This is a genomic window from Actinoplanes sp. M2I2, assembly GCF_023544445.1.
Classification (GTDB): Bacteria; Actinomycetota; Actinomycetes; order Mycobacteriales; family Micromonosporaceae; genus Actinoplanes.
Genome location: NZ_JALPVJ010000001.1, coordinates 257271 through 283081 on the forward strand (window position 1 = coordinate 257271; position 25811 = coordinate 283081).

At 70.1% G+C, this 25811-nt stretch carries 26 protein-coding genes and 1 pseudogene; 13 read left to right on the forward strand and 14 right to left on the reverse strand.

The window, feature by feature from the left end:
- Positions 1-564, forward strand: coding sequence for a helix-turn-helix domain-containing protein (locus HJC40_RS01285; RefSeq protein ID WP_249997737.1), 564 nt, complete (start codon positions 1-3; stop codon positions 562-564).
- 22 nt (positions 565-586) lie between these two features.
- On the opposite strand, the gene HJC40_RS01290 is transcribed toward HJC40_RS01285, so the two are convergent.
- From HJC40_RS01290 to nadA, 3 genes are all read right to left on the reverse strand, one after another.
- Positions 587-1207 carry a DUF3043 domain-containing protein gene (locus HJC40_RS01290; RefSeq protein ID WP_249997738.1) on the reverse strand — a complete coding sequence of 207 codons (621 nt, stop codon included), beginning with the start codon at positions 1205-1207 and terminating at the stop codon, positions 587-589.
- Between the two features lie 78 nt (positions 1208-1285).
- Positions 1286-2641: a UDP-N-acetylglucosamine 1-carboxyvinyltransferase gene (gene murA, locus HJC40_RS01295; protein WP_308200816.1), complete on the reverse strand. Its 1356-nt coding sequence runs from the start codon at positions 2639-2641 to the stop codon at positions 1286-1288.
- A gap of 204 nt (positions 2642-2845) precedes the next feature.
- The gene (nadA, locus tag HJC40_RS01300; RefSeq protein WP_249997739.1) at positions 2846-4024 is read right to left on the reverse strand and encodes a quinolinate synthase NadA; all 1179 of its coding nucleotides are present in this window, start codon (positions 4022-4024) and stop codon (positions 2846-2848) included.
- A gap of 102 nt (positions 4025-4126) precedes the next feature.
- On the opposite strand from nadA, the gene HJC40_RS01305 reads away from it, so the two are divergent.
- The 4 genes from HJC40_RS01305 to HJC40_RS01320 all read left to right on the forward strand — a co-directional run bounded on the left by HJC40_RS01305 (position 4127) and on the right by HJC40_RS01320 (position 7388).
- Entirely contained in the window at positions 4127-5233 is a 1107-nt protein-coding gene (locus HJC40_RS01305) for a glycerate kinase (protein ID WP_249997740.1), read from the forward strand.
- 132 nt (positions 5234-5365) lie between these two features.
- Positions 5366-5734: an iron-sulfur cluster assembly accessory protein gene (locus HJC40_RS01310; RefSeq protein ID WP_249997741.1), complete on the forward strand. Its 369-nt coding sequence runs from the start codon at positions 5366-5368 to the stop codon at positions 5732-5734.
- 137 nt (positions 5735-5871) lie between these two features.
- Complete coding sequence (locus HJC40_RS01315; protein WP_249997742.1) at positions 5872-6849, forward strand: carbohydrate kinase family protein; 978 nt, start codon at positions 5872-5874, stop codon at positions 6847-6849.
- Positions 6850-6884: 35 nt separating this feature from the next.
- Entirely contained in the window at positions 6885-7388 is a 504-nt protein-coding gene (locus HJC40_RS01320; RefSeq protein ID WP_249997743.1) for an AAA family ATPase, read from the forward strand.
- A 1-nt stretch (position 7389) separates the two neighbouring features.
- Here HJC40_RS01320 and HJC40_RS01325 read toward each other — a convergent pair whose 3' ends face one another.
- Complete coding sequence (locus HJC40_RS01325) at positions 7390-7602, reverse strand: sulfurtransferase TusA family protein (protein ID WP_249997744.1); 213 nt, start codon at positions 7600-7602, stop codon at positions 7390-7392.
- Positions 7599-8741, reverse strand: a complete 1143-nt coding sequence (locus HJC40_RS01330; RefSeq protein WP_249997745.1) for an aminotransferase class V-fold PLP-dependent enzyme — start codon at positions 8739-8741, stop codon at positions 7599-7601. Before HJC40_RS01330 ends, HJC40_RS01325 begins: the two co-directional genes overlap by 4 nt.
- Positions 8742-8910: 169 nt before the next feature.
- Here HJC40_RS01330 and coxB point away from each other — a divergent pair, with 169 nt between their 5' ends.
- Together coxB and HJC40_RS01340 are read left to right on the forward strand one after the other, a co-directional pair.
- Positions 8911-9870: a cytochrome c oxidase subunit II gene (gene coxB, locus HJC40_RS01335; protein WP_249997746.1), complete on the forward strand. Its 960-nt coding sequence runs from the start codon at positions 8911-8913 to the stop codon at positions 9868-9870.
- 7 nt (positions 9871-9877) lie between these two features.
- The gene (locus HJC40_RS01340) at positions 9878-10303 is read left to right on the forward strand and encodes a cytochrome c oxidase subunit 4 (protein ID WP_249997747.1); all 426 of its coding nucleotides are present in this window, start codon (positions 9878-9880) and stop codon (positions 10301-10303) included.
- Between the two features lie 1059 nt (positions 10304-11362).
- Here HJC40_RS01340 and HJC40_RS01345 read toward each other — a convergent pair.
- The 4 genes from HJC40_RS01345 to HJC40_RS01360 form a co-directional block, all read right to left on the reverse strand.
- Positions 11363-11566, reverse strand: coding sequence for a hypothetical protein (locus HJC40_RS01345; protein ID WP_249997748.1), 204 nt, complete (start codon positions 11564-11566; stop codon positions 11363-11365).
- Positions 11567-11678: 112 nt separating this feature from the next.
- A complete protein-coding gene (trpD, locus tag HJC40_RS01350; RefSeq protein ID WP_249997749.1) occupies positions 11679-12737 on the reverse strand; it encodes an anthranilate phosphoribosyltransferase in 1059 nt (352 codons plus the stop codon).
- 58 nt (positions 12738-12795) lie between these two features.
- Complete coding sequence (locus tag HJC40_RS01355) at positions 12796-13233, reverse strand: hypothetical protein (protein WP_249997750.1); 438 nt, start codon at positions 13231-13233, stop codon at positions 12796-12798.
- Positions 13234-13284: 51 nt separating this feature from the next.
- A complete protein-coding gene (locus HJC40_RS01360) occupies positions 13285-14262 on the reverse strand; it encodes a cytochrome c oxidase assembly protein (RefSeq protein ID WP_249998202.1) in 978 nt (325 codons plus the stop codon).
- A gap of 126 nt (positions 14263-14388) precedes the next feature.
- Here HJC40_RS01360 and HJC40_RS01365 point away from each other — a divergent pair, with 126 nt between their 5' ends.
- The 5 genes from HJC40_RS01365 to HJC40_RS01385 all read left to right on the forward strand — a co-directional run bounded on the left by HJC40_RS01365 (position 14389) and on the right by HJC40_RS01385 (position 19010).
- Entirely contained in the window at positions 14389-14988 is a 600-nt protein-coding gene (locus HJC40_RS01365) for a heme-copper oxidase subunit III (protein WP_249997751.1), read from the forward strand.
- Positions 14989-15039: 51 nt separating this feature from the next.
- A complete protein-coding gene (locus tag HJC40_RS01370) occupies positions 15040-15885 on the forward strand; it encodes a cytochrome c (RefSeq protein ID WP_249997752.1) in 846 nt (281 codons plus the stop codon).
- On the forward strand, positions 15882-16988 hold the full coding sequence (locus HJC40_RS01375) for a ubiquinol-cytochrome c reductase iron-sulfur subunit (protein ID WP_249997753.1): 1107 nt from the start codon (positions 15882-15884) through the stop codon (positions 16986-16988). Before HJC40_RS01370 ends, HJC40_RS01375 begins: the two co-directional genes overlap by 4 nt.
- Positions 16985-18595, forward strand: a complete 1611-nt coding sequence (locus HJC40_RS01380; RefSeq protein WP_249997754.1) for a cytochrome bc complex cytochrome b subunit — start codon at positions 16985-16987, stop codon at positions 18593-18595. The genes HJC40_RS01375 and HJC40_RS01380 overlap by 4 nt, the downstream gene beginning before the upstream one ends.
- A gap of 127 nt (positions 18596-18722) precedes the next feature.
- Positions 18723-19010, forward strand: a complete 288-nt coding sequence (locus HJC40_RS01385) for an Lrp/AsnC family transcriptional regulator (protein WP_203731288.1) — start codon at positions 18723-18725, stop codon at positions 19008-19010.
- A 15-nt stretch (positions 19011-19025) separates the two neighbouring features.
- Here the strand turns inward: HJC40_RS01385 and HJC40_RS01390 are convergent, their stop codons facing one another.
- Positions 19026-19523, reverse strand: coding sequence for a helix-turn-helix domain-containing protein (locus HJC40_RS01390; protein ID WP_249997755.1), 498 nt, complete (start codon positions 19521-19523; stop codon positions 19026-19028).
- A gap of 75 nt (positions 19524-19598) precedes the next feature.
- Here HJC40_RS01390 and HJC40_RS01395 point away from each other — a divergent pair, with 75 nt between their 5' ends.
- Positions 19599-20435: an MBL fold metallo-hydrolase gene (locus HJC40_RS01395; protein ID WP_249997756.1), complete on the forward strand. Its 837-nt coding sequence runs from the start codon at positions 19599-19601 to the stop codon at positions 20433-20435.
- Positions 20436-20547: 112 nt separating this feature from the next.
- Here HJC40_RS01395 and HJC40_RS01400 read toward each other — a convergent pair whose 3' ends face one another.
- The 4 genes and pseudogenes from HJC40_RS01400 to HJC40_RS01415 all read right to left on the reverse strand — a co-directional run bounded on the left by HJC40_RS01400 (position 20548) and on the right by HJC40_RS01415 (position 25800).
- Positions 20548-21381, reverse strand: a complete 834-nt coding sequence (locus tag HJC40_RS01400; RefSeq protein ID WP_249997757.1) for a sugar phosphate nucleotidyltransferase — start codon at positions 21379-21381, stop codon at positions 20548-20550.
- A gap of 194 nt (positions 21382-21575) precedes the next feature.
- A pseudogene (locus HJC40_RS01405) lies at positions 21576-22007 on the reverse strand (NUDIX hydrolase); the annotation flags it as partial.
- Between the two features lie 94 nt (positions 22008-22101).
- Positions 22102-23892 (reverse strand): bifunctional (p)ppGpp synthetase/guanosine-3',5'-bis(diphosphate) 3'-pyrophosphohydrolase, encoded by a 1791-nt coding sequence (locus HJC40_RS01410; RefSeq protein WP_249997758.1) that lies wholly within the window; start codon positions 23890-23892, stop codon positions 22102-22104.
- A gap of 108 nt (positions 23893-24000) precedes the next feature.
- The gene (locus HJC40_RS01415) at positions 24001-25800 is read right to left on the reverse strand and encodes a DEDD exonuclease domain-containing protein (protein WP_249997759.1); all 1800 of its coding nucleotides are present in this window, start codon (positions 25798-25800) and stop codon (positions 24001-24003) included.
- Between the last annotated feature and the right edge of the window lie 11 nt (positions 25801-25811).

A 25811-nucleotide genomic window follows, 5' to 3' on the forward strand; every position in this document is an offset into this window, starting at 1 on the left:
ATGAAGCAAGACCGAGACCTCGAGGCGGTGGTCCGGCAGCGGATCCGTGGGTTGCGCGTGGCCCGGGGCTGGTCGCTGGACGAGCTCGCCGGCCGCTCGTTGCTGAGCCCGTCGACCCTGAGCCGGATCGAGACCGGTCACCGGCGCATCGCCCTCGACCAGATGGCCGCGATCGCCCGGGCGCTGGGCGCGACCATCGATCAACTGGTCGAGCCGGAGGGCGACGACGACGTGGTGATCCGGCCGCAGCAGCACCCGGAGCGCGGCATCACGACGTGGGTGCTGTCGCGCGGCAGCGGTCAGACGGTCGCCAAGATGCGCATCACTCGCGCCGTGCCCGCCGACCTCAGAGTGCACCCGGGCCGGGACTGGTTCACCGTGCTCTCGGGCACGATCGAGCTACGGCTGGGCGAGCGGACGATCATGGTCGAGACGAACGAGGCGGCGGAGTTCTCCACGATGGTCCCGCACGCGTTCGGCGCCCACGGCGGCCCGGCCGAGGTGTTGTGCATCCTCGACCACGAGGGCGAACGCAGCCACCTCGACCCCGAGCTGAAGAGCTAGGGCCGGCAGAGAAGCGGGGCCGTCAGACCGCCTGGCCGAGCTCGACCCGCGGCTTGGGGACGCGCATGCGGCGGAAGGTCAGGCCGCGCATCACGCCGTAGATCTGCAGGGACCCCACGCGCTGGCTGGTCTTGGGGAAGCGCTCGTTGACCAGGCGCTTGACCTTGCGGGAGATCAGAACGCTGTCGACGATCACGCCGAGCGCCAGGAGCAGCCAGAGCAGGTTGCTGGCCAGCTGGACGGCCGGGATCTGCACCGTCGAGCCGATCAGCACGATCAGCGCGCCGCCGAAGAACCAGGTGCCCACCGTCCGGCGGCTGTCGATGATGTCGCGTACCAGCGCGCGCTCGGGACCGCGGTCGCGGGCCAGCAGGTAGCGCTCGTCGCCGGCCTTCATGCCGGCGGTGGCCTCGGCCCGCTCCACGCGCTGCCGCTCACGCATCTGCTTGACCTGCTCGCGGCGGTTGGCCGGAGCCGCGGTCTCGGCGCCGACCCGGCGGCCCGGGCTGACCCGCTTGGGCGTGGCCACGCCGAGTTCCTTCTTGCTGGGCGTGTAGCCCTTGGGGCGCGCCGCCGGTGTCACCTCCTCGACCTGTTCGGGAGTGGCGACGTCGGACTGCTTGCGGCGAAAAAGCGAGGGCACGCTAGGAGAGTAGCCAAGCGGCGCGGTGTGTTTCACACCGCGCCGCTGATAGTGATGAAACGGAGTCCGTCCGGCCGGTCAGCGCCGCTCGACGTGCGCGCCGAGCGCGGCCAGCTTCGCTTCGAAGTCCTCGTAGCCCCGGTTGATCAGGTCGACCCCGTACACCCGGGACGTGCCCTCGGCGGCCAGCGCCGCGATCAGGTGGGCGAAGCCGGCCCGCAGGTCGGGGATGACCAGGTCGGCCGCGTGCAGCTTGGACGGGCCGGCGATCACCGCGGAGTGCTTGAAGTTGCGGCGGCCGAACCGGCACGGCGTGCCACCGAGGCAGTCCCGGTAGACCTGGATGGTGGCGCCCATCTGGTTGAGCGCCTCGGTGTAGCCCAGCCGCTGCTCGTACACGGTCTCGTGCATGATCGACAGACCGCGGGCCTGGGTCAGCGCGACGACCAGGGGCTGCTGCCAGTCGGTCATGAAGCCGGGATGCACGTCGGTCTCGAGCGCGACGGCCTGCAGCTCGTGACCGGGGTGCCAGAACTTGATGCCGCCCTCGACCGGGGTGACGCCCGGCCGGGCCACCCGGTCGTCGGTAATCTCGAACTCGCCGCCGATCGACCGGAAGACGTTGAGGAACGTCATCATGTCGGCCTGGCGCGCGCCCAGCACCTCGATCTCGCCCTTGGTCGCGAGAGCGGCGGCGCCCCAGCTCGCGGCCTCGATGCGGTCGGGGATCGGCTTGTGCTTGTAGCCGTGCAGGCGGGGCACGCCCTGGATCTCGATGACCCGGTCGGTGTGCACCGTGATGATCGCGCCCATCTTCTGCAGCACGCAGATGAGATCCATGATCTCGGGCTCGATGGCCGCGTTGCGCAGTTCGGTGACGCCCTCGGCGCGGACGGCGGTGAGCAGGATCTGCTCGGTGGCGCCGACGCTCGGGTAGGGCAGCTCGAGCTTGGCGCCCTTGAGGCCGTGAGGCGCGCTCAGATGCATGCCCTCGGGCGTCTTGTCGACGACCGCGCCGAACTCGCGCAGCGCCTGGATGTGGAAGTCGATCGGGCGCGGGCCGATGTGGCACCCGCCGAGGTCCGGGATGAACGCGTGGCCGAGGCGGTGCAGCAGCGGGCCGCACAGCAGGATCGGGATCCGGCTGGAGCCGGCGTGCACGTTGATCTCGTCGGTGGTGGCGCTCTCGACGTTCGTCGGGTCCATGACGATCTCGCCGTCGTCGAGCCCGTCGCTGACCTTGACACCGTGCAGGCCGAGGAGGCCGCGGACGACCTCGACGTCGCGGATGCGCGGCACGTCGTACAGGTGGCTCGGCGACTCGCCCAGCAGGGCGGCCACCATGGCCTTGGAAACGAGGTTCTTGGCGCCACGGACCCGGATCTGGCCTTGCAACGGCGTACCGCCGTGCACGACCAAGACGTCGTCGGTCAACGTAACCTCCAGCCGGTGGGCGCACAGGAAAGCACCCGCAAATGATCGAGGGGAAGCAGGGGCGGGTGGGGGTACCCCGTTTCTGCAACCGGGTGAGCATAGCGCTGAGTGACAAGGATGCCAGTCGGACAACGCCCAAGAGCCCACGGTTAAGACAGCACAAAGAAAAACGGACCCGAAACGGACCCCACCGACTACATACCGTTACGGCAGGGCGAGCATCTGGTCCAGTCCGACACGCGCGTCGGCCGCGGTTTCCTTGTCGACCGTGATGACGTTGGGCACCCGGCCGGCGACGAGTTCCTCAAGCGTCCAGACCAGGTGGGGCAGGTCGATGCGGTTCATCGTCGAGCAGTAGCAGACCGTCCGGTCGAGGAACATGATCTGCTTGTCCGGGTGGGCCAGGGCCATCCGGCGCACGAGGTTGAGCTCGGTGCCGACCGCCCAGCTCGACCCGGCCGGGGCCGCGTCCAGCGCCCGGATGATGTACTCGGTGGAGCCCACGTGGTCGGCGGCCTGCACGACCTCGTGCCGGCACTCCGGGTGGACCAGCACGTTGACGCCGGGAACCCGCTCGCGCACCTCGTTGACGCTGTCCAGCGTGAAGCGGCCGTGCACCGAGCAGTGGCCCCGCCACAGGATCATCTTCGCGTCGCGCAGCTGCTCGTCGGTCAGACCGCCCTGCGGCTTGTGCGGGTCCCAGAGCACGCAGTCGTCGAGCGAGAAGCCCATCTCGAGCACCGCGGTGTTGCGGCCCAGGTGCTGGTCGGGCAGGAAGAACACCTTGCTGCCCTGCTCGAACGACCAGTCCAGGGCGCGCTTGGCGTTGGACGACGTGCAGACCACGCCCTTGTTGCGGCCCACGAAGCCCTTGATGTCGGCCGACGAGTTCATGTAGGTCACCGGGACGATGTCGCCCGCGATGCCCAGGTCCTCGAAGTGCTCCCACGCGGTCTGCACCTGGCCGAGCACGGCCATGTCGGCCATCGAGCAGCCGGCGGCCAGGTCGGGCAGGATGACCCGCTGCGAGGGCGTGGTGAGGATGTCGGCGCTCTCGGCCATGAAGTGCACGCCGCAGAACACGATGAACTCGGCGTCGGGCCGGGCCGCGGCCTGCTGGGCGAGCTTGAACGAGTCGCCCGTGACGTCGGCGAACTGGATGACCTCGTCGCGCTGGTAGTGATGACCGAGCACGAAGACCCGGTCGCCCAGCGCAGCCTTGGCCGCGGTCGCCCGCGCGACCAGATCGGGGTCGCTCGGGGCGGGCAGGTCGCCGGGGCAGTCCACGCCGCGCTCGGAAGCAGGATCGCTGCCCCGGCCCAGCAGGAGCAGCGCGGTGGCGGTGTTGGAGGGTTCGGTCCAGGTCGACGTCACGTCAGCCATCGTCGCACAGCTCGGGAAGGCGATCGGTGTGACAACCAGCGCAGCCCCGGCCGGTCCCGGACGCGGGCGCGGCGGCCCGGCGGGAGCTGCGACACTCGACGCGTGCGCGTGCTCATCTGTCCTGACAAGTTCGCCGGAACCCTCTCCGCCCCCGAGGTCGCCGAGGCCGTCGTGGCCGGCTGGTCGCGGCCCGACGAGCTGATCCGGCGGCCGCTCTCCGACGGCGGCCCCGGGTTCATCGAGGTGCTGGCCGGAGCGGTCGGCGGCCGGCGCGTACCGGTGGCCACGGTCGACCCCCTCGGCCGGCCCGCCGAGGGCGAGATCCTGCTGGCCGGCGCCACGGCGTACGTGGAGAGCGCGCACGCCTGCGGCCTGCACCTGCTGGCCCCCGAGGAGCGCGACCCCAACGCGGCCAGCTCGTACGGGCTGGGACTGCTGCTGCTGGCCGCGGTCGAGGCGGGCGCGGCCGAGGTCGTGATCGGGCTGGGCGGCTCGGCGGTCAACGACGCGGGAGCGGGCATGCTGGCCGCGCTCGGCGCCCCGCCGGTCGACATCGCCGGCTACGCCCTGCCGTATGGCGGCGCCTATCTGAACGCCGCGGCCGCGCTCGGCGGAGCGCCCAGGTTGAGGCAGGTCAGCCTGATCGCCGCGACGGACGTGGACAACCCGCTGACCGGCCTGCACGGCGCAAGCAACGTCTTCGGCCCGCAGAAGGGCGCCAGCCGCGAGGACGTCTACCGCCTCGACGCCGCGCTCGAGCAGTTCGCCGGCGTGCTGGAGAAGGCCTTCGGGGTCACCGAGCTCCGACAGGCCCCGGGCGGTGGCGCGGCGGGTGGCATCGGCGCGGCGCTGATCGCCCTGGGCGGCCGGGTCGTGTCGGGCATCGGGCTGGTCAGTACGGCCATCGGGCTCGAGAAGGAACTGGACGCGGCCGACCTGGTGATCACCGGAGAGGGATCTTTCGACCATCAGTCGCTGCGGGGCAAGGTGGTGGCCGGCATCGCGAACGCGGCCCGGGACCGCGGACTGCCCTGCGTCGTGCTCGCCGGGCGTAACGAGACGGGTCATCGTGAGGCCGCCGCGGCCGGTGTGACAGAAACTTATTCCCTCACCGAGCACTTCGGCAGCACCGCCACGGCGATGAGCGAGCCCGCCCGCGGGCTGCGTGAGCTGGCCGAACGTCTCAGTGAGCAGTGGAGCCGCCCCTGATTCGGGCGGGACCGCGAAGCCCGAACCCCGGACCGGCGGTGAAGTCAACCACCCCGATTGGGAATCGGCGGGAATAGGGCTAGCGTTGGCCAGTACGGCAGATCATGTCCGCACCTCGCAGGGAGATACACAGTGACCACTGAAGCGCACACCGAGTCGGTCGAGGCCACCGCCCCGTCCGGCATCATCCTCTCCGACGTCGCCGCGGTTAAGGTCAAGGCCCTGATCGAGCAGGAAGGGCGCGACGACCTGCGCCTGCGCATCGCCGTGCAGCCCGGTGGCTGCTCCGGCCTGCGCTACCAGCTCTTCTTCGACGAGCGTTCGCTCGACGGTGACGTCGTGAGCGACTTCGGCGGTGTCGAGGTCGTCGTCGACCGCATGAGCTCGCCCTACCTGGCCGGCGCCACGATCGACTTCGCCGACCGGATCGACGCCCAGGGCTTCACGATCGACAACCCCAACGCGCAGAACTCCTGCGCCTGTGGCGACTCGTTCCACTGATCGCCGCGGCATAGCAGAACCAGGCACAGCAGAACCACCAGCAGGCCGTCCCGTTCACGGGACGGCCTGCTGTGCGTAACTTGCCGGTAGGCTGCGTACGTAAGCCCCCCTGTTCCCGAATGACCCTGAGGGCCCTCATGAAGATCGCCGTCACCGGCTCGATCGCCACCGACCACCTGATGCACTTCCCCGGGCGGTTCGCCGACCAGCTCATCGCGGACCAGCTGCACAAGGTGTCTCTCTCGTTCCTCGTCGACGACCTGGTGGTCCGGCGCGGCGGCGTGGCGCCCAACATCGCGTTCGGGATGGGCAAGCTCGGCCTGCGTCCGATCCTGGTGGGCGCGGTCGGCGCCGACTTCGCCGACTACCGCTCGTGGCTCGAGCGGCACGGCGTCGACTGCGACTCGGTGCACGTCAGCGAGGTCGCGCACACGGCCCGCTTCGTCTGCACGACCGACGACGACCTCAACCAGATCGCCTCGTTCTACGCCGGCGCGATGGCCGAGGCCCGCAACATCGAGCTCACCCCGGTCGACCAGCGGGCCGGCGGCCTCGACCTGGTGCTGATCGCCGCCAACGACCCGGCGGCCATGGTGCGCCACTCCCAGGAGTGCCGGGCCCGGGGCTACAAGTTCGCGGCCGACCCGTCGCAGCAGCTCGCCCGCATGGACGGCAGCGACGTGCTGACCCTGATCAGCGGAGCCGAGTACCTCTTCACCAACGAGTACGAGCGTTCGCTGCTCGAGACCAAGGCCGGGCTCACCTCCGAGCAGGTCCTCGACCAGGTACGGATCCGGGTCACCACGCTCGGCAAGGACGGCGTGGAGATCACCGGGCGCGGCATCGAGCGGATCCACGTGCCGGTCGCGCGCGACGTCATCCCGCAGGACCCGACCGGGGTGGGCGACGGCTTCCGGGGCGGCTTCTTCGCCGCGATCTCCTGGGGCCTCGGTCTCGAGCGGGCCGCACAGGTCGGTTCGCTGCTCGCCGCGCTGGTGCTCGAGTCGGCCGGCGCCCAGGAGTACGAGGTCCGCGGCGAGGACTTCGCCAAGCGCTTCGCCGACTCGTACGGCGACGCCGCGGCGGCCGAGATCAAGCAGTTCCTGCCCGCCTGACTTTCTCACCGAGGGCCGAAAGAACCGGGGGACCCATGGTGCTGGCCGTCTTCGCCGGGCTCCCCGGTGTCGGTAAGAGCACGCTCGCCGCGCGGGTGGCCACCGAGCTGCCCGCGTGCGTGCTCGCCGTCGACACGGTCGACTTCGCGCTCCAGCGCTATGAGGTGGTCGAGCCGAGACCGGGCTTCGCGGCGTACGGGGCGGTGGCCGCGCTCGCCGAGGTCCAGCTCGGCATCGGCCACCACGTGATCATCGACGCGGTCAGCCCGGTGAAGGCAGCCCGGCAGCTGTGGGTCGACGTGGCCGAGCGGGCCGGCGTGCCGTTGCGCGTGGTCGAGGTGGTGGTCGGTGACGACGCCGAGCACCGCCGGCGGGTCGAGAAGCGCTACCAGGCCCGCGACCACGAGGGCGTCCCCGACTGGGTCCGGGTGCTGGAGCGCCAGGCCGAGTACGAGCCGTACCTGGGCCCGCGCCTGGTCGTCGACACCTTTCTGGCCCGCGAGCCGGTCGGCCCGGTCGTCGACTACCTGAGCCCCTGACTCAGCTGAGCCGGCGCACGTCGAACGTGTGCGGCTCGGGGGAGCCCACGAACTCCTGGTGCTTCATCCGGCACCATGCCGGGATGTCGTTGGCCGCGGCCGGATCGTCGGCGAGGACCCGCACCACGTCGCCGACCTCGGACTTCGTGATGGTCTGGGCGAGTTTGATCACGGGCAGCGGGCACTTCTGGCCCCGGCAGTCGAGCTCGATCACATCCCCGCCTCCCGCCGGATGTCGCCGACGAGACCGGGCAGCACGGCCAGGAACCGCTCCACGTCGGCCTCGGTGGTGCCACTGTGCAGCGAGACCCGGACGTTGCCGTGGCTGAGCACGCCCATCGCTTCGAGGACGTGGCTGGGCCGCAAGGTCGACGCCGTGCACGAGGAGCCCGACGACACCGCGAAGCCGGCCCGGTCCAGGGCGTGCAGCAGTGCCTCCCCGTCGACATAGAGGCACGAGAACGTCACCAGGTGCGGTAGCCGTTGCTCGGGGTCGCCGACCACCTCGACGTCCGGCACGGTCGCCGCCACGCGCGCCCGGATGCGCTCCACCAGCGCACTCAGACGTACGGCCTCAGTCGCGGCCTCCTGGCGCACGGCCCGCAGGCTCGCCGCGGCCGCGACCACCGCCGGCAGGTCGGCACTGCCCGGCGTCCCGGGGCGATAAAGATCATCTTGCGGGTACGGTGAGATCCAGCGCACACCCTTGCGGACCACCAGCACCCCCACGCCCGGCGGACCGCCCCACTTGTGCGCGCTGGCACTCAGCAGCGACCAGCCCGGCGGTACGTCGACCCGGCCCACGGACTGGGCGGCATCCACGAAAAGCGGCACACCGGCCTCGTCGCAGTAGGCGGCCGCCGCCGCGACCGGCTGCACCGTGCCCACCTCGTGGCTGGCGCTGATCAGCGAGGCCACGGCCACGCCGGGCGCCGAGACCGCCGCGTCCCACGCGTCGAGGTCGAGCCGGCCCAGACGGTCGACCCCCACCTCGACGGCCTTGCCGCGGGCGGCCGCGTGCAGCACCGCCGAATGCTCGATGGCCGAGTGCACCAGCGTGTCGCCCTGCCGGGCCCGGCCGGCCAGCGCGCCCAGCACGGCCGCCTGCGCGGCCGCGGTGCCCGACGGCCAGAAGGACACCTCGTCGACCCGTACGCCCAGGGCCTCGGCGAACGCGGCCCGGGCCGCGTCGGAAAGCTGCTGCGCCCGCCGGCCCGCGGCATACAGCCGGGCCGGGTCGGCCCAGCCGTCGGTCAGCGCGGCCAGCAGCGCCTCGCGGGCCACCGGATGAAGCGGAACGGCCGTCGCGGCATCGAGGTATGCCGGACCGGCGAGATCGCCCGTGTATTCCACCCCGGGAACGGTATCGTCCGGTTGTCGACGGGTATACGGGCACCGCTGAAGATCGGACCCCGCAAAGGTAGGACAGGGCCTGGTCGAGTAATGTGCGACCGTCGGTAACGCCTGGCCACTCGTGTCCTTTTTCGGGCGGGAGGCGGCGCTGCTAAGGAGGCAAGAGCAGGTGAGCGCAAAAGGTTCGGCCGCACGGCCGCGAGCGGCAGTCCGGGGTGCCGGGCTCGGTCTCGCCGGGTCGGCGCTGCTGCTGGTGCTCTCGGGGTGTTCGCTGCAGGGCGTCGGCGATGCCTTCGGTCACTTCGGGTGGCCGGGCGAAGGCATCACCCTGCAGGCCCACAAGATGTACGACCTGTGGATCGCCTCGGTGATCGCTGCGCTGATCGTCGGCGTCTTCGTGTGGGGCCTGATCTTCTGGTGCATCATCCGGTACCGCAAGCGCGGTGACGAGCTGCCCGTGCAGACGCGGTTCAACATGCCGATGGAGGTGCTCTACACGGTCACCCCGGTGCTGATCGTGGCGGTGCTCTTCTACTACACGGCGATCGTGCAGACCGACGTCGACAAGCTCTCCAAGAACCCCGACCAGGTCGTCGAGGTCGTGGCGTTCAAGTGGAATTGGCAGTTCAACTACCGCGACGGCGTCGGCCCCGAGGCCAACACGGTCGCCTCCACGGTCGGCTCCTCCGACGTGATCCCGATCCTGGTCCTCCCCACCGGTCGCAAGATCCGGTTCGAGGAGACGAGCAAGGACGTCATCCACTCGTTCTGGGTGCCCGAGATCCTCTTCAAGCGGGACGTCTTCCCCGGCAACGTGCGCAACACCTTCGAGATCACTCTCGACAAGGAGGGCCGCTACGTCGGCCGATGCGCCGAGCTGTGCGGCACGTACCACGCCTTCATGAACTTCGAGCTGGTCTCGGTCGCGCCGCAGCGGTTCGACCAGTTCCTCGCGGCCAAGGAGGGTGGCGCCACCACCCAGGAGGCGATGGCGGCGATCGGCTTCACCGGCGACGCGTCCTACGCGACCACCACCGAGCCGTTCAACACGCGGCGCCAGAAGAACAGCTGGAACCAGCAGGACGCGGTCGCCAACGGCGCGGGCGCCAACGCGACGGCCGGGAAGTAGGGACAGCGTGCGCACCGAATACAAGATCTTCGCGGGCGTGGCGGGCTTCCTCTTCGCCGCGGCCATCGTCTACGGCTTCTACACCCGGGGCACCGGCACCCACGTCGAGTGGGTCGGCACGGTCGCGCTGATCCTGTCCGGCCTGCTCTGCTCGATGTGCGGCGGCTTCTTCTGGTTCGTCGCCCGCCGCATCGACCTGCGCCCCGAAGACCGCGAGGACGGCGAGATCGCCGAGGGCGCCGGCGAGATCGGCTTCTTCAGCCCGGGCAGCTACTGGCCGTTCGGGATCGCGCTGTCGGCCACGATCGCCGGCCTGGGCCTGGTCTTCTGGCAGTGGTGGCTCGTCACGCTGGGCATGGTCCTGGTCGTCGTCTCCTCCTCCTCCATGATCTTCGAGTACTACACGGGCACCCGCCACCCGGCCGAGCACTAGGTCGGGTTGTAGCCGAGCTGTGCTTATGGCTCCGCTGCGCTCCGCGTGGGCAGTCGCCTTTTAGGTCAATGAGTTGGGCCCGGTTTTCCAACGCCGCAAAGAGCACGGCGTCGGAAAACCGGGCCCAACTCATTGACGGCGACTGCCCCGGGTAGCTCACTGGGACCGCGCTCACGTCGCCTACGGAGCAAGACCAACCCGCGCACACAGGCCCAACGCGTGAAGACCAACACGCGCGGCGTGGCCCGCGACGTCCAACGCGTTGAGCGCGCTCTGCGTGATCCTCACGGCCACGCGAAGGTGTGCCGCTTGTGAGCCGTGCGCCGGAGTGGCGGCCGTGGGCTGTTGGTCTGGCCCTCCCGGGTGGGGTGCGGTGATCACGGCACCCACTGCGCGGGCATCCCACTTTTCCTCTGTGCGCACGTTCCTCCTGAGCTGCCTGGGCGCTCGCCGTCAATGACTTGGGCTCGGTTTTCCGACGTCGCGGGGTTTGCGACGTTGGAAAACCGAGCCCAAGTCATTGACCTAAAAGGCGAGCGCCCTCGCGGAGCGCAGCGGAGCCATAAGTACAGCCGACCGAGCCACAAAGCCCAGCCACCGACAGTCAGGTCCCCACAAAGCCCAGCCACCGACAGTCAGGTCCCCGCCCAGCCCAGCCACCGACAGTCAGGTCCCCGCCCAGCCCAGCCACCGACAGTCAGGTCCCCGCCCAGCTCAGCCGCCGACAGTCAGGTCCCCGCCCAGCTCAGCCGCCGACAGTCAGGTTCCCGCTCAGCTCAGCCATAGTGGGTGACCAATTCGGCCCGGCTCAGCCACGGCAGTTGCCGGCCCGCTCAGCTCAGCCGCCGACAGTCAGGTTCCCGCTCAGCTCAGCCATAGTGGGTGACCAATTCGGCCCGGCTCAGCCACGGCAGTTGCCGGCCCGCCCAGCTCAGCCGCCGACAGTCAGGTTCCCGCCCAGCTCAGCCATAGCGGGTGACCAATTCGGCCCAGCTCAGCCACAGCAGTCGCCGGCCCGCTCAGCTCGCCACGGCCCGGTACGGGCTCGCGACCCCCAACTCAAGCGGCCTGCCGCTGCTTAGGGGCTATCCGACGGGGTGGGGTGGATGCGCCCAGCCACAGATGGGCGACGATCGGGGTGACGACCTCGGCGGCGCCGCAGCGGGCGCAGACGAGTTCCTCGGTGGGGTCGTCCGTGCTGTTCGGCACCTCGAACATCATGTCGCCGTCGCAGATGACGCAGCGGGGTTCGCGGTCGGACACGGGTGGCTCCTCTCTTCGCCGGAAGGTGGATTGACCCGAAACTGATTCCGACGCTGCCACGTATATCGGGCATTGGGGAGTATTGGCCTCGGCGTGTCCGGTGTGAGGTTCCTTATTCGGCGGCTTTGGCCTTGCGGGCCGCTTCCACCCAGCGAGCCAGCTGAGCCGTCGCGGCCCCGGAGTCGATCGTCTCCTGGGCCCGGGCTATTCCGGCCCGCAGCGTGTCTCTCAGGTCGCCCGGAAAGCCACCCTGCGCCGCCAGCGCGGCCGCCACGTTGAGCACGACGGCGTCCCGCACCGGGCCGGGCTCGCCGGCGAACGTGCGGTGGGCCACGTCGGCGTTGAAGGCCGCGTCGCCGCCGCGCAGGGCGGCCGGTTCGCTGCGGGGGAGCCCGAGCTCGACCGAGTCGATGAGGTGCTCGGTGACGTCGCCGTCCTTGGCCTGCCAGACCCGGGTGGGCGCCGCGGTGGTGAACTCGTCGAGGCCGTCCTCGCCCCGCATGACCAGCACCGAATCGCCGCGGCCGGCGAACACGGCGGCCATCACGGGGGCCATGCGCTGGTCGAAGCAGCCGACCGCGGCCGCCGTGGGACGGGCCGGGTTGGTCAGCGGGCCCAGCACGTTGAAGAAGGTGGGCACGCCCAGCTCGCGGCGGGTGACCGCGGCGTGCCGCATGCCGGGGTGGTATCGGGCGGCGAAGCAGAAGCCGATGCCGGCGGTGGCCACCGTGCTCGCGACACCCTCGGGGCCCAGGTCGAGCGGGATGCCGAAGTGTTCGAGCAGGTCGGCTGTGCCGGTGGTCGACGAGGCCGAGCGGTTGCCGTGTTTGACCACGGTCACACCGGAGGCGGCTGTGATGATCGCCGCCATCGTGGAGATGTTCACAGTGTTGGCGCGGTCGCCGCCGGTGCCGACGACGTCGACGGCCGTCGTCCGTACGCTCTCGGGCAGTTCGACCGGGGCGGCGTTGGCCAGCATGGCCTCGACCAGGCCGGCCAGCTCGCCCGGCGTCTCACCCTTGGCGCGCAGCGCGATGGCGAACCCGGCGATCTGGGCCGGGGTCGCGTTGCCGGCCATGATCTCGCCCATGGCCCAGGCGGTGTCGGCGGTCCCGAGTTCCTCGCCGCGCAGCAGCGCGCTCGTCAGGTTCGGCCAGGTGCGTGCGCCCATGGCGGGAGCCTCCGGGGGATGCGGGTCCGGCCTGGCCGGACCCGGGCGGCGGTGGGAGTCAGCCGAGCGTGCCGAGGGTGCCCAGCGGGATCGCGCCGTTGCGGCGGGCCCGGAGCATCGCGGCGACCGTCTGCCCGGTGGTGACCGGGTCGAGCGGCATGATCAGGGTCTGGTCGACCTGCGCGAACGCCGCGAGCCAGCGGTCGGCGGCCCGGGCGAGGACGACGCACACCGGCGGGGGAGTGGCGTACTCGTCCTTGGTCTGCCGGGCGATGCCGAGGCCACCGGCCGGTGCGGCCTCGCCGTCGAGCACCATCAGATCGATCTCGTACTTGTCGAGGAGATCGCGGCAGTCCTGCCAGTTGGTGGCGTCGGCGAACTCGACCTGGAGGTCGGCGGCGGGTCGCGTGCCGATGGCGAGCCGGATCCGGTCGCGCACAGCGGGGTCGTCGCTGTAGAGCAGGACCGTGTACTGAGTGATCTGCGCGTCGCTCATTTTTGTGCCTCGGCTCACGTCGTAGGTGCCCGCCGATCGTAACGGAACGGACTACGGGGTGTCCGACCCCGGTCCGCGGGTGTCGGCCGGAGCCCCGTTCGTGATCGTGGCGGCCTCTCCACGGGCCTGCTCGGCGGCCTCCTCGGCCTCCTGGCGGTCCAGCGCGCGGTCGATCCGGCGGGCTTCTCGTTCGGACTGGCGGACCCACTGCACCACGAGGATGCCGAGCATCGTGACGCTGACGATCTCGCCGCCGGCCCAGAGGATGCCGCCCGCCATGACCTGGTCGCTCTTCGGGTCGGTCCAGCTCAGACCGAGGCTGGTGTAGTAGGCGCCGGCCAGCAGCGTCGTGCTCTGCATGATCGTCAGGCCGAGCACGGTGTGGAACGGCACCGACAGCACCATCAGCAGCGCGCGGCCGGGATAGGGCCAGCGGTTGGGCAGCGGGTCCAGCCCGAGCAGCGGCCAGAAGAACAGGCAGCCGGTCACGATGAAGTGGATGTGGATGAACTCGTGCAGCCACGAGTGCAGCAGTGTCTGCCGGTAGAGGTCGGTGAAGTACAGGACGAACGGGTTGGCCACGAAGATGCCAAACGCGACCAGCGGAAACGTGATGACGCGGGCGACCCGGCTGTGCAGGACGGCGAGCACCCGGCGACGGGGTGAGGCGGGCAGCGTACGCAGGGCCAGGGTGACCGGCGCGCCGAGCGCGAGGAAGATCGGGCCCACCATGGACAGCACCATGTGTTGCACCATGTGCACGGACAGCAGGGTTGTGTCGTACGCCTCGATGCCCGTGACCGTCACGGCCGCGATCGAGCCGAGTCCACCGGCGACGAACGCCACGGTGCGCCCCACCGGCCACTGGTCACCGCGCTGGCGGAGCCGGTGGACGCCGTAGCCGTAGAGCGCGGCCGCGACCACCAGGAACAGGGCGACCAGGCTGCCCAGGTGGATCTCGGTGAAGATGGCGCCCGGGGTGAACGGTGGGAGAACAGTATCCCCGCTGGAGGCTGCGAGTGCGGGCATTTCGGCGAGGTGCACCACTCGAGGCTAGGCCCATCCGGTGCCGGCCGATAATTCCGGGCTGCAACTCGTGCCTGAATTCGACCCCCCGCAGCACGTTGCACTGATCGCGGGGCAATAATGAGCCTCGTGACAGCGGCCTCAGCCATCGACAAGAGCAGGATCCACTCGCTGACGCGACCCAACATGGTGAGCGTCGGCACGATCGTGTGGCTCTCCAGCGAGCTCATGTTCTTCGCGGCGTTGTTCGCGATGTACTTCTCGATCCGCGCGGCGGCGCCCGAGCAGTGGGAGGAGCACACCCGACATCTCGAGATCCCGTACGCGACGACGTTCACGGTGATCCTGGTGCTCTCCTCGGTGACCTGCCAGCTCGGCGTGTTCGCGGCGGAGAAGGGTGATGTGTTCGCGCTGCGGCGCTGGTTCACGATCACCTTCGTGATGGGCCTGATCTTCGTTCTCGGGCAGGCGAACGAGTACCGCAACCTGGTCCACGAGGGCATCAAGCTCAACGGCGACGGTTACGGCTCGATGTTCTACCTGACCACCGGCTTCCACGGCCTGCACGTCACCGGCGGTCTGATCGCCTTCATCATCTACATGATCCGTACGACCATGGGTAGGTTCACCCCGGCGCAGGCCACCTCGGCGATCGTCGTGTCGTACTACTGGCACTTCGTGGACATCGTGTGGATCGCGCTGTTCGCCATGATCTATTGGCTGCAGTAGCGGCCCCGCCCGTCCATGAGCAACTGGTCAAAACGCAGAGGGACACAACCCATGACTTCTGAGAGCCCCGCCCGGCGGTTCCGGGTGTTCTCCCGGCGGCGCGGCGCGCCCAGCCGGGCGCGCCGGCGTCTCGGTGCGGCGGCGCGCATGCTCGCCGCGCTCGCGCTGGCCGGCGGCGTCTATACCGCTTTCGCCCCGGGGGCGTTCGCCGACGAGCCGCGGCAGTTGTCCGCCACGGCTCTCGAGGGCAAGCAGCTGTACGACAACAGCTGCATCACCTGCCACGGGCGCGACGGCCAGGGCGTCGAGAACCGCGGCCCGAGCCTGATCGGCGTCGGCTCGGCGTCGGTGGAGTTCCAGGTGGGCACCGGCCGCATGCCGATGACCCGCCAGGAGGCCCAGGCCGAGCAGAAGGTGCCGCAGTTCGACAAGAACCAGACCAAGCAGCTGGGTCAGTACATCCAGGAGCTGGGCGGCGGCCCGCAGCTGCCGGCCGGCGAGCTGGTCGAGAACCTGGACGACAACCCCGAGGCGGTCGCCCGCGGCGGTGAGCTGTTCCGGATCAACTGCACCTCGTGCCACAGCTTCGGCGGCGCCGGTGGCGCGCTGTCCTCCGGCAAGTACGCCCCGGCCCTGCACGACGCCACGCCGGAAGAGATCTACGCGGCGATGCTGTCCGGCCCGCAGAACATGCCGGTGTTCGGTGACAACCAGCTCACGCCGGAAGAGAAGCGCGAGATCATCACCTACATCACCCTGCAGCTGCAGGACGACAAGGACCCGGGCGGCCTGTTCAACCTGGGTCGCTACGGTCCGTCGACCGAGGGCGTCGCGATCTTCGTCGTGGGCGTCACCATCCTGGTCTTCACGTCGCTGTGGATTGCGGGGAAGTCATGACCACGCTGCACCACGACGCGCCCGACGCTCCCGAGCCGGTCGACGTCCACGACCCGAGGCTGACCCGCTTCGACATCGTCAAGGAGGGCCTGCGCCGCGACGAGATCGAGCTGGTCACCTACGAGTCGCAGTTCCAAGGAACGAACTCGAAGGCCGAGAAGCGCGTCGTGCGCAACATCTCCTTCCTGTTCATCCTGGCCGGCCTGGCCGCGCTGGCCTTCCTCGGTTTCTACATCTGGTGGCCGTGGCGGTTCCAGCTCGGCCACACGATGGGCGACTACTTCACCCCGCTGCTGGGCATCACGCTCGCCATCTCGCTGTTCGCGGTCGGCTTCGCGATCCTGTCCTGGGCCAAGAAGCTGCTGCCGCACGAGGTGTCGATCCAGGCCCGGCACGACGGCATGCCGCCGACCGACGAGCAGAAGATCACCGGTCAGACGATGGTCTTCGTCGGTGAGGAGCTCGGCCAGGGCGTCCAGCGCCGGCCGCTGCTCAAGGGCGCGATCGGCTTCGGTCTGGCCCCGATCGGCCTGGTCGCCGCGGCGCCGCTGATCGGTGGCCTGATCGAGAACCCGCACAAGGCCGACCAGCCCGACCTGTTCACGACCGGCTTCAGCCCGGTCAAGAACGGCGGCAGCGTCGTGCGGCTGACCCGGGACGACGGCACGCCGATCCGGCCCGAGGACGTCAGCACGGGCGGCCAGATGACGGTCTTCCCGGGCGTGCCGCACGGTGCGACCAACGAGTACGCCGACTCGCCGACCCTGCTGATCCACCTGCGGTCCGACGACGCGGAGGAGACCCGCCGCAACGCCGAGGCGGATCGTCGCAACCGCGGCTCGATGTGGGGCGACTATGTCGCGTACTCCAAGATCTGCACCCACGCCGGTTGCCCGGCTAGTCTTTACGAACAGCAGACCAACCGTCTGCTGTGCCCCTGCCACCAGTCGCAGTTCCTGATCACCCGGAACGCGCAGCCGATTTTCGGACCCGCCACCAGGCGCCTGCCGATGCTGCCGCTCGGGGTCGACGAGGAGGGCTACTTCGTGGCAACGTCCGACTTCAAGGACACCGTCGGACCTGACTTCTGGGAGCGGCCGTGAAGCGCCGGAAAGCAGACCTCCAACAGGCGCCGGTCACCTTCGCCAAGGGCGTAGACGAGCGGTTCCAGGCCTCCACGCCCCTGCGGGCACTGCTCAACAAGGTTTTCCCTGATCACTGGTCGTTCCTGCTGGGTGAGATCGCGCTTTTCTCGTTCATCATCCTGCTGCTGACCGGTGTCTTCCTGACCCTGTTCTACGACCCGTCGATGACGGAGACCGCGTACGAGGGGGCCTACCCGGCCCTGCGCGGCACGGAGATGTCCCAGGCGTACGCGTCGTCGCTCCACCTCTCCTTCGAGGTGCGCGGTGGTCTGTTCATGCGCCAGATGCACCACTGGGCCGCGCTGCTGTTCATGGCGTCGATCGTCGTGCACATGATGCGCGTCTTCTTCACCGGCGCCTACCGCAAGCCGCGTGAGACCAACTGGGTCATCGGCATGGCTCTGTTCCTGCTGGGCTTCCTGGCCGGCTTCACGGGCTACTCGCTTCCCGACGACGGCCTGTCCGGCACGGGTCTGCGCATCGCCTCGGCGATCATGCTGTCGATCCCGGTGGTCGGCACCTGGGTCTCGGCCTCGATCTTCGGCGGCGAGTTCCCCGGCCACCTGATCATGGGCCGGTTCTACATCGCCCACGTGCTGCTCATCCCCGGTGGCCTGCTCGCGCTGATCAGCGTCCACCTGGGTCTGGTCTTCAAGCAGAAGCACACCCAGTGGCCCGGCCCGATGCGCACGAACACCAACGTCGTCGGCGAGCGCATGTTCCCGCGGTACGCGCTCAAGCAGGGCGGCTTCTTCATGGCCGTCTTCGGCACGGTGGCACTGCTGGCCGGTCTGTTCCAGATCAACCCGATCTGGCTGTTCGGCCCGTACCGCGCCTCTGAGGTGTCGTCGGCGTCGCAGCCCGACTGGTACGTCATGTTCATGGACGGCCTGGTCCGGCTCACGCCGAACTGGCAGATCTACATCGGCGACTACAGCATCCCGCCGCTGTTCTGGCCGGCCGTCGTCGGCCTCGGCTTCCTGACCACGGCGCCGATGGCGTGGCCCTGGCTCGAGGCCCGCAAGACCGGCGACAAGCGCATCCACAACCTGCTGGAGCGCCCGCGCGACAACCCGGAGCGCGTCGGCATCGGCTCGATGGCCGTCACGTTCTTCATGGTCGCCACGATCTCCGGCGCCAACGACGTCATCGCCGACAAGTTCCACATCAGCCTGAACGCGATGACCTGGGCCGGCCGCATCGGCCTGATCGTCCTGCCGCCGCTGGCGTACTTCATCGCGGTCCGCGTCTGCCTGGGTCTCCAGCAGCACGACCGCGAGGTGCTGGCGCACGGCGTCGAGACGGGCATCATCCGGCGCCTGCCGAACGGGCAGTTCGTCGAGGTCCACCAGCCGCTCGGCCCGGTCGACGACCACGGCCACCCGATCCCGCTGGAGTACGGCGGCTGGGTCGTTCCGAAGAAGATGAACCGCGTCGGGGCCCTGGCGCCGGCGGTCAAGGGCTTCTTCTACCCGGTCGAGAAGCCGTCCGAGGCTCCGGTCTCGCCCGGCATGCCTCCGATCAGCGGTGACAGCCGCGAGGAGATCACCTCCGGCCGGAAGTAAGACAACGCGATGCAAAGGGGCCCGCTTCGGCGGGCCCCTTTGTTGTTCGCCGCCGCAGCGCTGCGGATAGCATGGTCGCGACCCATCCAGCCCGGTCAGCCCGCCCGTACAGCCGAGGAGCCCGCAGGTGAACACCGCGATCGTGCACATCGACTGCGCCACCGACTCGATTCCCGAGGTGGCGGAGGCCCTGGCGGCTCTCGACGGCGTGAGCGAGGTCTACTCGGTCGCCGGCAACGTCGACCTGATCGCGATCGTCCGGGTCCCGAAGTTCGACGACATCGCCGAGGTCATCGCCGGAAAGATCTCCAAGACTCCGGGCGTCCTCAACACGGAGTCCCACATCGCCTTCCGGGCCTATTCCAAGCACGACCTCGAGGACGCCTTCGCCATCGGCCTCCCCGACGCCGACTGACGGGGACGCCGCCCGCTACGAGGGATCGGTGGCGGCGAGGTAGGCCGCGGTCAGGCGCTCGCGAACGCTGGGTGACCGCGGTGGGTTGCCGGTGCCAAGATGGGTGTGGCGCAGTTCGTCCATGAATTCCTGCCAGAGTGCGGGGCCGCCCTCTTCGAGCAGCTCGGCGCGTACGCGGAGCGCGGCGCTCGTCGGGCGGTGGCGGAGTCCCCAGCTGCCCAGCTGCGCGAAGACGGGAACGAGCTGAATCGCCGGTTCGGTCAGGCTGTAGCGCGCCCGCTGACCGGGGCGTACGTCCTCGCGGGTGAGCAGTCCCGACTCGACGAGACGCTTGAGCCGGTCGGCGAGGATGTTCGAGGCGATCCCCTCGAGCGAGGTGGCCTGCAGCTCCCGGAAATACCGGCGGTCTCCGAAAACGATGTCGCGGAGGATGAGCAGCGTCCAGCGATCGCCGAACACCTCGATGGCGGCGTTGATCGGGCACCCGGAGCGGGGCTCCTGCGGTTCGGCCATAGTGCTTGCACTTTACTATCGCCGCCACTACGGTCCCGACAAGCGGTTGCAGATCACAAGCGGAGGGGGCTGCCCGTGCTGAACCAGGTGGCGGAGGGTGTGCTGGTTCATCAGAGCGAGTTCGTCCTGAGCAACGCCGTTGTCGTGCACGGCCGGGCCGGCGTGTTGCTGATCGATCCCGGCGTACAGGATCACGAACTGGCCTGCCTCGCAGACGATCTGTCCGCCTCGGGCCGGACCGTCGTGGCCGGCTTCTCCACGCATCCGCACTGGGACCACCTGCTGTGGGACGCCCGATTCGGCGGGGCTCCCCGGTACGCCACGGCTGGGTGCGCGGCCACGGTCGAGGTGGAGCTGGCCGACCCGGACGCCAAGTCTCACATCATCGACCACCTGGACGGGACGGGCATCGCCGACAAGGTTCCGCTCGATCTGTACGGCCTCGTCACCGCGCTGCCCGCCGGAGCCACCCGGATCCCGTGGGACGGTCCTGAAGTGCGGATCATCGAGCATCGGGCGCACGCTCCGGGCCATGCGGCGCTGTTTCTCGAGGAGCGGGGAGTTCTCGTCGCCGGCGACATGCTTTCCGATGTGCTGGTCCCGATGCTGGATCTGAACGGCACCGACGATCCGGTCGGGGACTATCTCGCGGCGTTGCGGCTGCTGGAAACCGTGGCCGGCCACGCCCAGGTCGTCGTCCCCGGTCACGGGTCGGTCGGCCGGGCCGATCAGGTACGCGCCCGGATCGAGCGGGACAGGGCGTACGTGCTCGCCCTGCGGGCCGGTTCGGGTCCGGACGACCCACGGATCGGCGCGTCGGCCGAGCCCGGCTGGGAGTGGGTGAGCGACGTGCACGACGGGCAGGCCGAGCGCCTCGCCCGCAAAGCCGAGCGCGACGGGACGCCTGACTAGCGTCCGGTGCAGGCGCGGCGCGAGGATCCGACCGGCGGTGACTACGGCCGCGGCGTTGCTGGTCTTCGCGGCGCACGACCAGTTCGAGACGAGCCTCGTTCCCCGTATGCGGTCAGACGTGCACGGTGAGGTTGCCGGGGGCTCGGATCGAGCTGGTCAGCGACTCGGTGGCGAGGACCTGGGCGTCCGGCCAGACGACGCTCCGGTGGACCGAGCCTTCGACCTGGGCCGCGCGGCCGACCACCGAGTTGGTGACGGTGCCGGTGACGGTGGCTGTGGGGTCGACGAGGGAACCGCCGCGGGTGGCCTGCAGGTTGGCCAGCAGATAGTCGGCGGGAGTTCCCGTGTCGATGTAGACGCCGTCGAAGTCGATCAGCTCCAGTGATCCCTCGGCCTCGGCCGGGCGCCACACCGTACGTACGAGATCGCTCTGCTCCTCGGAGAGGTCACGCACGTAGCGCCAGGGCAGCAGCGAGAAGCCGGTGAAACGGCGACCGCTGAAGCCGCCCGTCGTGCCGGGAAGGGTCGGCTTGGTGAGCATGCGGACCGTCTCGCCGTCCCAGCCGTCGAGCATCGCGGCGATGTCCTTGCCGGGCTCCCGGGTGGGGTCGGCGAGGTAGGCGTCGGCGTTGCCGACCAGGGCGCCGCGGCCGTCGATCCAGGACCGGAGGCGTCCGATACCGCCCGAGGTGCCGACCGGACCGTCGGGCTCCACGGAGAGATGAGCGCGGTCGCCGACGTGCCGCACCACCTGGTCGGCCAGATAGGCGGCGTTGACCGCCACCGAACCGGGCCCGGCGAGGCCCAGGCCGGCCAGCCGGGTGAGCGCGCGGTCGAGCAGGGCCACGTTGCCGACCGGGCAGAGGGCCTTGGGCACCAGCTCGGTGAGCGGGCGCAGCCGGCGACCCTCACCGGCGGCGAGGATCACTCCGGCGACGGCGCTCACGGCCGATTCTCCCCGGCGCCGGCCGCACCCTCGGCCGGGCCGGGGGCTGCTTCGCCGGGGGCTGCTTCGCCGGGGGCTGCTTCGCCGGGGGCTGCTTCGCCGGGGGCTGCTTCGCCGGGGGCTGCTTCGCCGGGGGCTGCTTCGCCGGGGGCTGCTTCGCCGGGAGCTGCGTCGTCGGGAGTGGTGGCTCGCTGTGGGGCGAGGTCGTATCGGGACAGGAGCTTGATCGTGTTGGCGGTCAGGCGGGGGAGGGCGTCCACCGGGAACCAGCCCACGTCGACGATCTCGCCGCCGTCGATGTGCAGCTCGATCTGCGACGCCGGGACCGTGCCGAACCAGACGGTGTCGACCACGCCGATGGGGTGGACGATCGCGTTGGGCACGCCGGGTGTCAGATCGTCCGGGGAGACGCGGACGCCGGTCTCCTCGAAGAGCTCGCGGGCCGCACCGACGGCAGCCGGCTCCCGGCGCTTCAGCAGGCCCGCGGGCAGGCTCCAACCGCCCTTGGACGGCTGCCGCAGCAGCAACAGGTTGCCGGTCTCTGAGTCGCGGATCACGGCGACCGCGCCCACCAGATACTTCGGAGCGACCAGGATGACGACGGCCCGGCGCAGGGAGCCCGGCATGCGATAGAACGCCTGATATGCGTACGCCCGCACGCGCCGAGGAAAACTCACGACGGTAAGGCTAGCGGGGCGCCGCAGGCGTCTCGGCAGTGGCTCAGTCTGGGTGGTCGACCAGGGCGATGAGCTGCTCGACCACCGTGTCCGGCTCGAGGGTGCGCTCACACACCGCCACCAGCATCGTCTCGAGGTCGGGATAGCCGAGTTCCTCGGCCAGGCGGCGCAGCGGGACCTCGCTGGCCAGGCCCCGGTCGTGCTTGCGGAGCGTCAGCCCGATCGTCGCCCGGCCCAGGCGGACCTTGTCGGCGATGCTGATGCCCGGTTCGTTCTTCTCGTCGAAGTACCGGTTGATCTGCATCTGGGCCTGGCTGGACTTGACGAAGCCGAGCCACTCGCGGCGCGGGCCGCGCGGAGCGTTCGGCTCCACCTCCATATGCCCGTCGGTCTCGGAGAAGATCTCGACCACGTCGCCGTCGCGCAGCTGCGAGCTGAGCGGGGCCAGGCGGCCGTTGATCGTCGACGCCAGGCACTGATCGCCCTTCTGCGGGCTCAGCTCGTAGGCCAGGTCGACCGGGGTGGAGCCGCTGGGCAGCTCGAACGCGTGCCCGTGGGCGAAGACGGTGATCTGGGCCTCGGCCAGGTCGCAGCGCAACGAGGCGAGGAACTGGGCGGCGTCGGTGGTGTCCTGCTGCCAGTCGAGCACGCGTTTGAGCCAGGTCAGCTGGTCGGCGCCCGAGGCCTCGGCCGTCTCGGCGTACTTGGGGTAGCGGTAGGTCGTGGCGACGCCGTACTCCGAGTAGCGGTGCATCGCCTCGGTGCGGATCAGCACCTCGACCAGGCGGCCGTCCGGGCCGGTCACCGTGGTGTGCAGGGAGCGGTAGAGGTTGTTCTTGGGGGAGGCGATGAAGTCCTTGAACCGGCCGGCGACCGGGCGCCAGCGGCCGTGGATCGCCCCCAGCGCGGCGTAACAGTCGGTCTCGGGGCCATCGACGATCACCGCGATGCGGGGCAGGTCGAACGGGACGCTGTGGCCGCCGGCCACCGTGTCCTTCCAGATCGAGTAGTAGTGCCGCGGCCGGGGAGTGACCTCGGCGGTCACACGCTGACGCCGGAGGGCCGTCCGCGCCTTGCCGGTGACCTCGTCGAGGTAATCCGACCAGCCCGGGCGGTTGCGGACGTGCTCGTCGATGCGCGCGAAGGAGTCGGGCTCGAGGTGGAAGAGCACCACGTCGTCGAGGTCGCGCTTGAGCGCCTGGATGCCGAGCCGGTCACACAGCGGGACCAGCACGTCGAGGGTGGCGGTGGCGATGCGGGCGCGCGAGGCGGGGGAGCGGGCGTCGAGCGTACGCATGTTGTGCAGCCGGTCGGCCAGCTTGATCACGAGGACGCGGACGTCCTTGCCCGCGGCCACGATCATCTTGCGGATCGTCTCGGCCTCGGCAGCCTTGCCGTAGAACGCCTTGTCGAACTTGGTCACCCCGTCGACCAGGTGGGTCACCTCGGGACCGAAGTCGCCGTGCAGGGCCTCAAGCGTGTAGCTCGTGTCCTCGACCGTGTCGTGCAGCAGCGCGGCGACCAGGGTGGTCGTGTCCATGCCGAGCTCGGCGCAGATCTGGGCGACCGCGAGCGGATGGGTGATGTAGGGCTCGCCCGACTTGCGCATCTGCCCGCGATGCATGTTTTCGGCGATCGCGTAGCTGCGCCGCAGGACGCCCGCGTCCGCCGCCGGATGAACTTGGCGGTGGGCCCGGGTCAGCGTCGTCACCGGATCGTCGTCGTTGCCGGGGAAACTCAGGAACGAGCGCAAACGCTGAGTGAGCGACAGCTCTCGCTGGGACGTTGGCAGGGCGCGTCCAAGGGCGGCGCCGTGGCCGGCGTCGACGTCCACTGGACACCCCCTCACCACTGGGCCGCCGGAGCTCGCGCGGGGGACCGCGGAAACCGGTGGCCAAATCGTCGTGAAGCCCCGCGAACCACGCCCGGGAATCCACTTGCCTTACAGCCTAAGCGAGCGAGCGTCATCCGAACGGTCAGTTACCGATGAGCGAACGGCCGAGTCTTTTCCGGACGCGGCTGCCTCGGCCCTGGTGAGCAGGGAAGTGAAGCGCGCCGCGCCACGAACCGGTGACACCCAGTCGCCAGAAGTTTCCACCAGCCGGGTGTCGGGGCGTTCGAGCCAGGCGAGGATCCGTTCTGTCTCCTCGGCCGAGGCCGCCGGCACCGGGCCGCGTCCGGGAAGGACTGTCTCCGCTGTCAAGCGTACGGCGTCGAGAGTGGGACGAGGATGCTCGCGCGGCGGCGACGTGGCCGCGGCGGCCAGCCGGCCGTGCCGGACGACGGAGATCTCCCAGCCGCCGACGGTGTCGCGCCGGGCGGCGACGATCTCGGACAGCCGGGTCAGCGCGGTCAGCTTCTGCATGCGGACGGTGGCCCGGAGCAGGGCGATCAGCCGGGACCTGAGGACGGCGGCCTCCTCGTAGCGGCGCTTGTCGGACAGCTCGTCGATGCGGGTCATCAGGGCCTCGACGACCTGCGAGGGATCACCGTCGAGGGCGGTGCGGAACGGCAGCGCGGCCGTTTCCTCGTACGCCTCCGGGGTGATCTTGTGTTCGCAGGGGGCGGGGCAGCGGCCCAGCTCGGCCAGCGCGCACGCCGGCGTCGGGGTGCGGACCGAGAGCTTGTGGCTGCACTGGCGCAGCGGGACCGCGTCGTAGACCCCGGCCGCGGCCAGCTCGGCCGTCCGGCGGGACGAGAACGGGCCCAGATAGGCGGCGCCGTCGTCGGCCAGCGCGCGAACCACCGACAGCCGCGGGTAGGCCTCGGCGGTCAGCTTCAGCCAGACGACCCGTTCGGGATATTTCGACCGGCGGTTGTACGGCGGGGCGTGCGCGGCGATCAGCCGGAGCTCGCGCACCTCGGCCTCCAGCGAGTGGGCGCATTCGACCGCCTCGACCCGGGTGGCCGCGCCGAGCATCTCGGAGATGCGCGCGCGTTTCTCACTGGCGGTGAAATAGCTGCGTACGCGGGTGGCGATGTCTTTGGAGGTGCCCACGTAGAGGGCCCGGTCGTCGGCGGCCCGGAAGACGTAGACGCCTGGGGCGTGCGGGAGCCCGTCGGCCAGGTGGCGCTGGCGGCGCTGGGTGGGCGTGACCGCCTTGGCGAACTCGATCGCGTCACCCAGCGTGTGCACCCGGAAGCTGCCCAGCCGCTCGATCAGGCCGTGCAGCACGTCGACCGTGGCCCGGGCGTCGTCGAGCGCACGGTGGGTGGGCTGGACGGCGGCCCGGAAGAACTGGGCCAGCGTGCCGAGCTTGCGGTTGGGCACCTCGTCGCGGGTGAGCGCCCGGCGGGCCACGGCGGCCGTGTCGAGCACCCGCGGCTGCGGCCAGGTGTAGCCGTGCCGCGCGCACGCCGCCTTGAGGAAGCCGACGTCGTAGGGGGCGTTGTGGGCCACCAGCACCGAGCCGCGCAGGAACTCGAGCAGGCTCGGCAGCACCGCCTCGATCGGTGGGGCCGGGGCCAGCATCGCCTCGGTGATGCCGGTCAGGACGGTGATGAACGGGGGCAGCCGCTCGCCCGGGTTGACCAGCGTCGCGAAGACGCCCAGCTCCTGCCCGGCGCGCACCTTGACCGCGCCGATCTCGGTGATGCCGCCGCCGTCGGCCGCGCCGCCGGTCGTCTCGAGGTCGAGCACCACGAAAGTGGTGTCGGCCAGGGAGAGCGCCGCCGGGTCGACCGTCCCGTCGGCGCTGAGAAGCGTGTCCAGAGTGCCCTGGACATATGCCGGTTGTGCCACGGCGGGGAGAT

Bases quoted from the DNA above. Each gene is read 5' to 3' on its own strand.
- HJC40_RS01285 (WP_249997737.1), top strand. From the start codon at position 1: ATGAAGCAAGACCGAGACCTCGAGGCGGTGGTCCGGCAGCGGATCCGT.
- nadA (WP_249997739.1), bottom strand. From the start codon at position 4,024: ATGGCTGACGTGACGTCGACCTGGACCGAACCCTCCAACACCGCCACC.
- HJC40_RS01315 (WP_249997742.1), top strand. From the start codon at position 5,872: ATGAAGATCGCCGTCACCGGCTCGATCGCCACCGACCACCTGATGCAC.
- HJC40_RS01320 (WP_249997743.1), top strand. From the start codon at position 6,885: ATGGTGCTGGCCGTCTTCGCCGGGCTCCCCGGTGTCGGTAAGAGCACG.
- trpD (WP_249997749.1), bottom strand. From the start codon at position 12,737: ATGGGCGCACGCACCTGGCCGAACCTGACGAGCGCGCTGCTGCGCGGC.
- HJC40_RS01355 (WP_249997750.1), bottom strand. From the start codon at position 13,233: ATGAGCGACGCGCAGATCACTCAGTACACGGTCCTGCTCTACAGCGAC.
- HJC40_RS01360 (WP_249998202.1), bottom strand. From the start codon at position 14,262: ATGCCCGCACTCGCAGCCTCCAGCGGGGATACTGTTCTCCCACCGTTC.
- HJC40_RS01370 (WP_249997752.1), top strand. From the start codon at position 15,040: ATGACTTCTGAGAGCCCCGCCCGGCGGTTCCGGGTGTTCTCCCGGCGG.
- HJC40_RS01375 (WP_249997753.1), top strand. From the start codon at position 15,882: ATGACCACGCTGCACCACGACGCGCCCGACGCTCCCGAGCCGGTCGAC.
- HJC40_RS01390 (WP_249997755.1), bottom strand. From the start codon at position 19,523: ATGGCCGAACCGCAGGAGCCCCGCTCCGGGTGCCCGATCAACGCCGCC.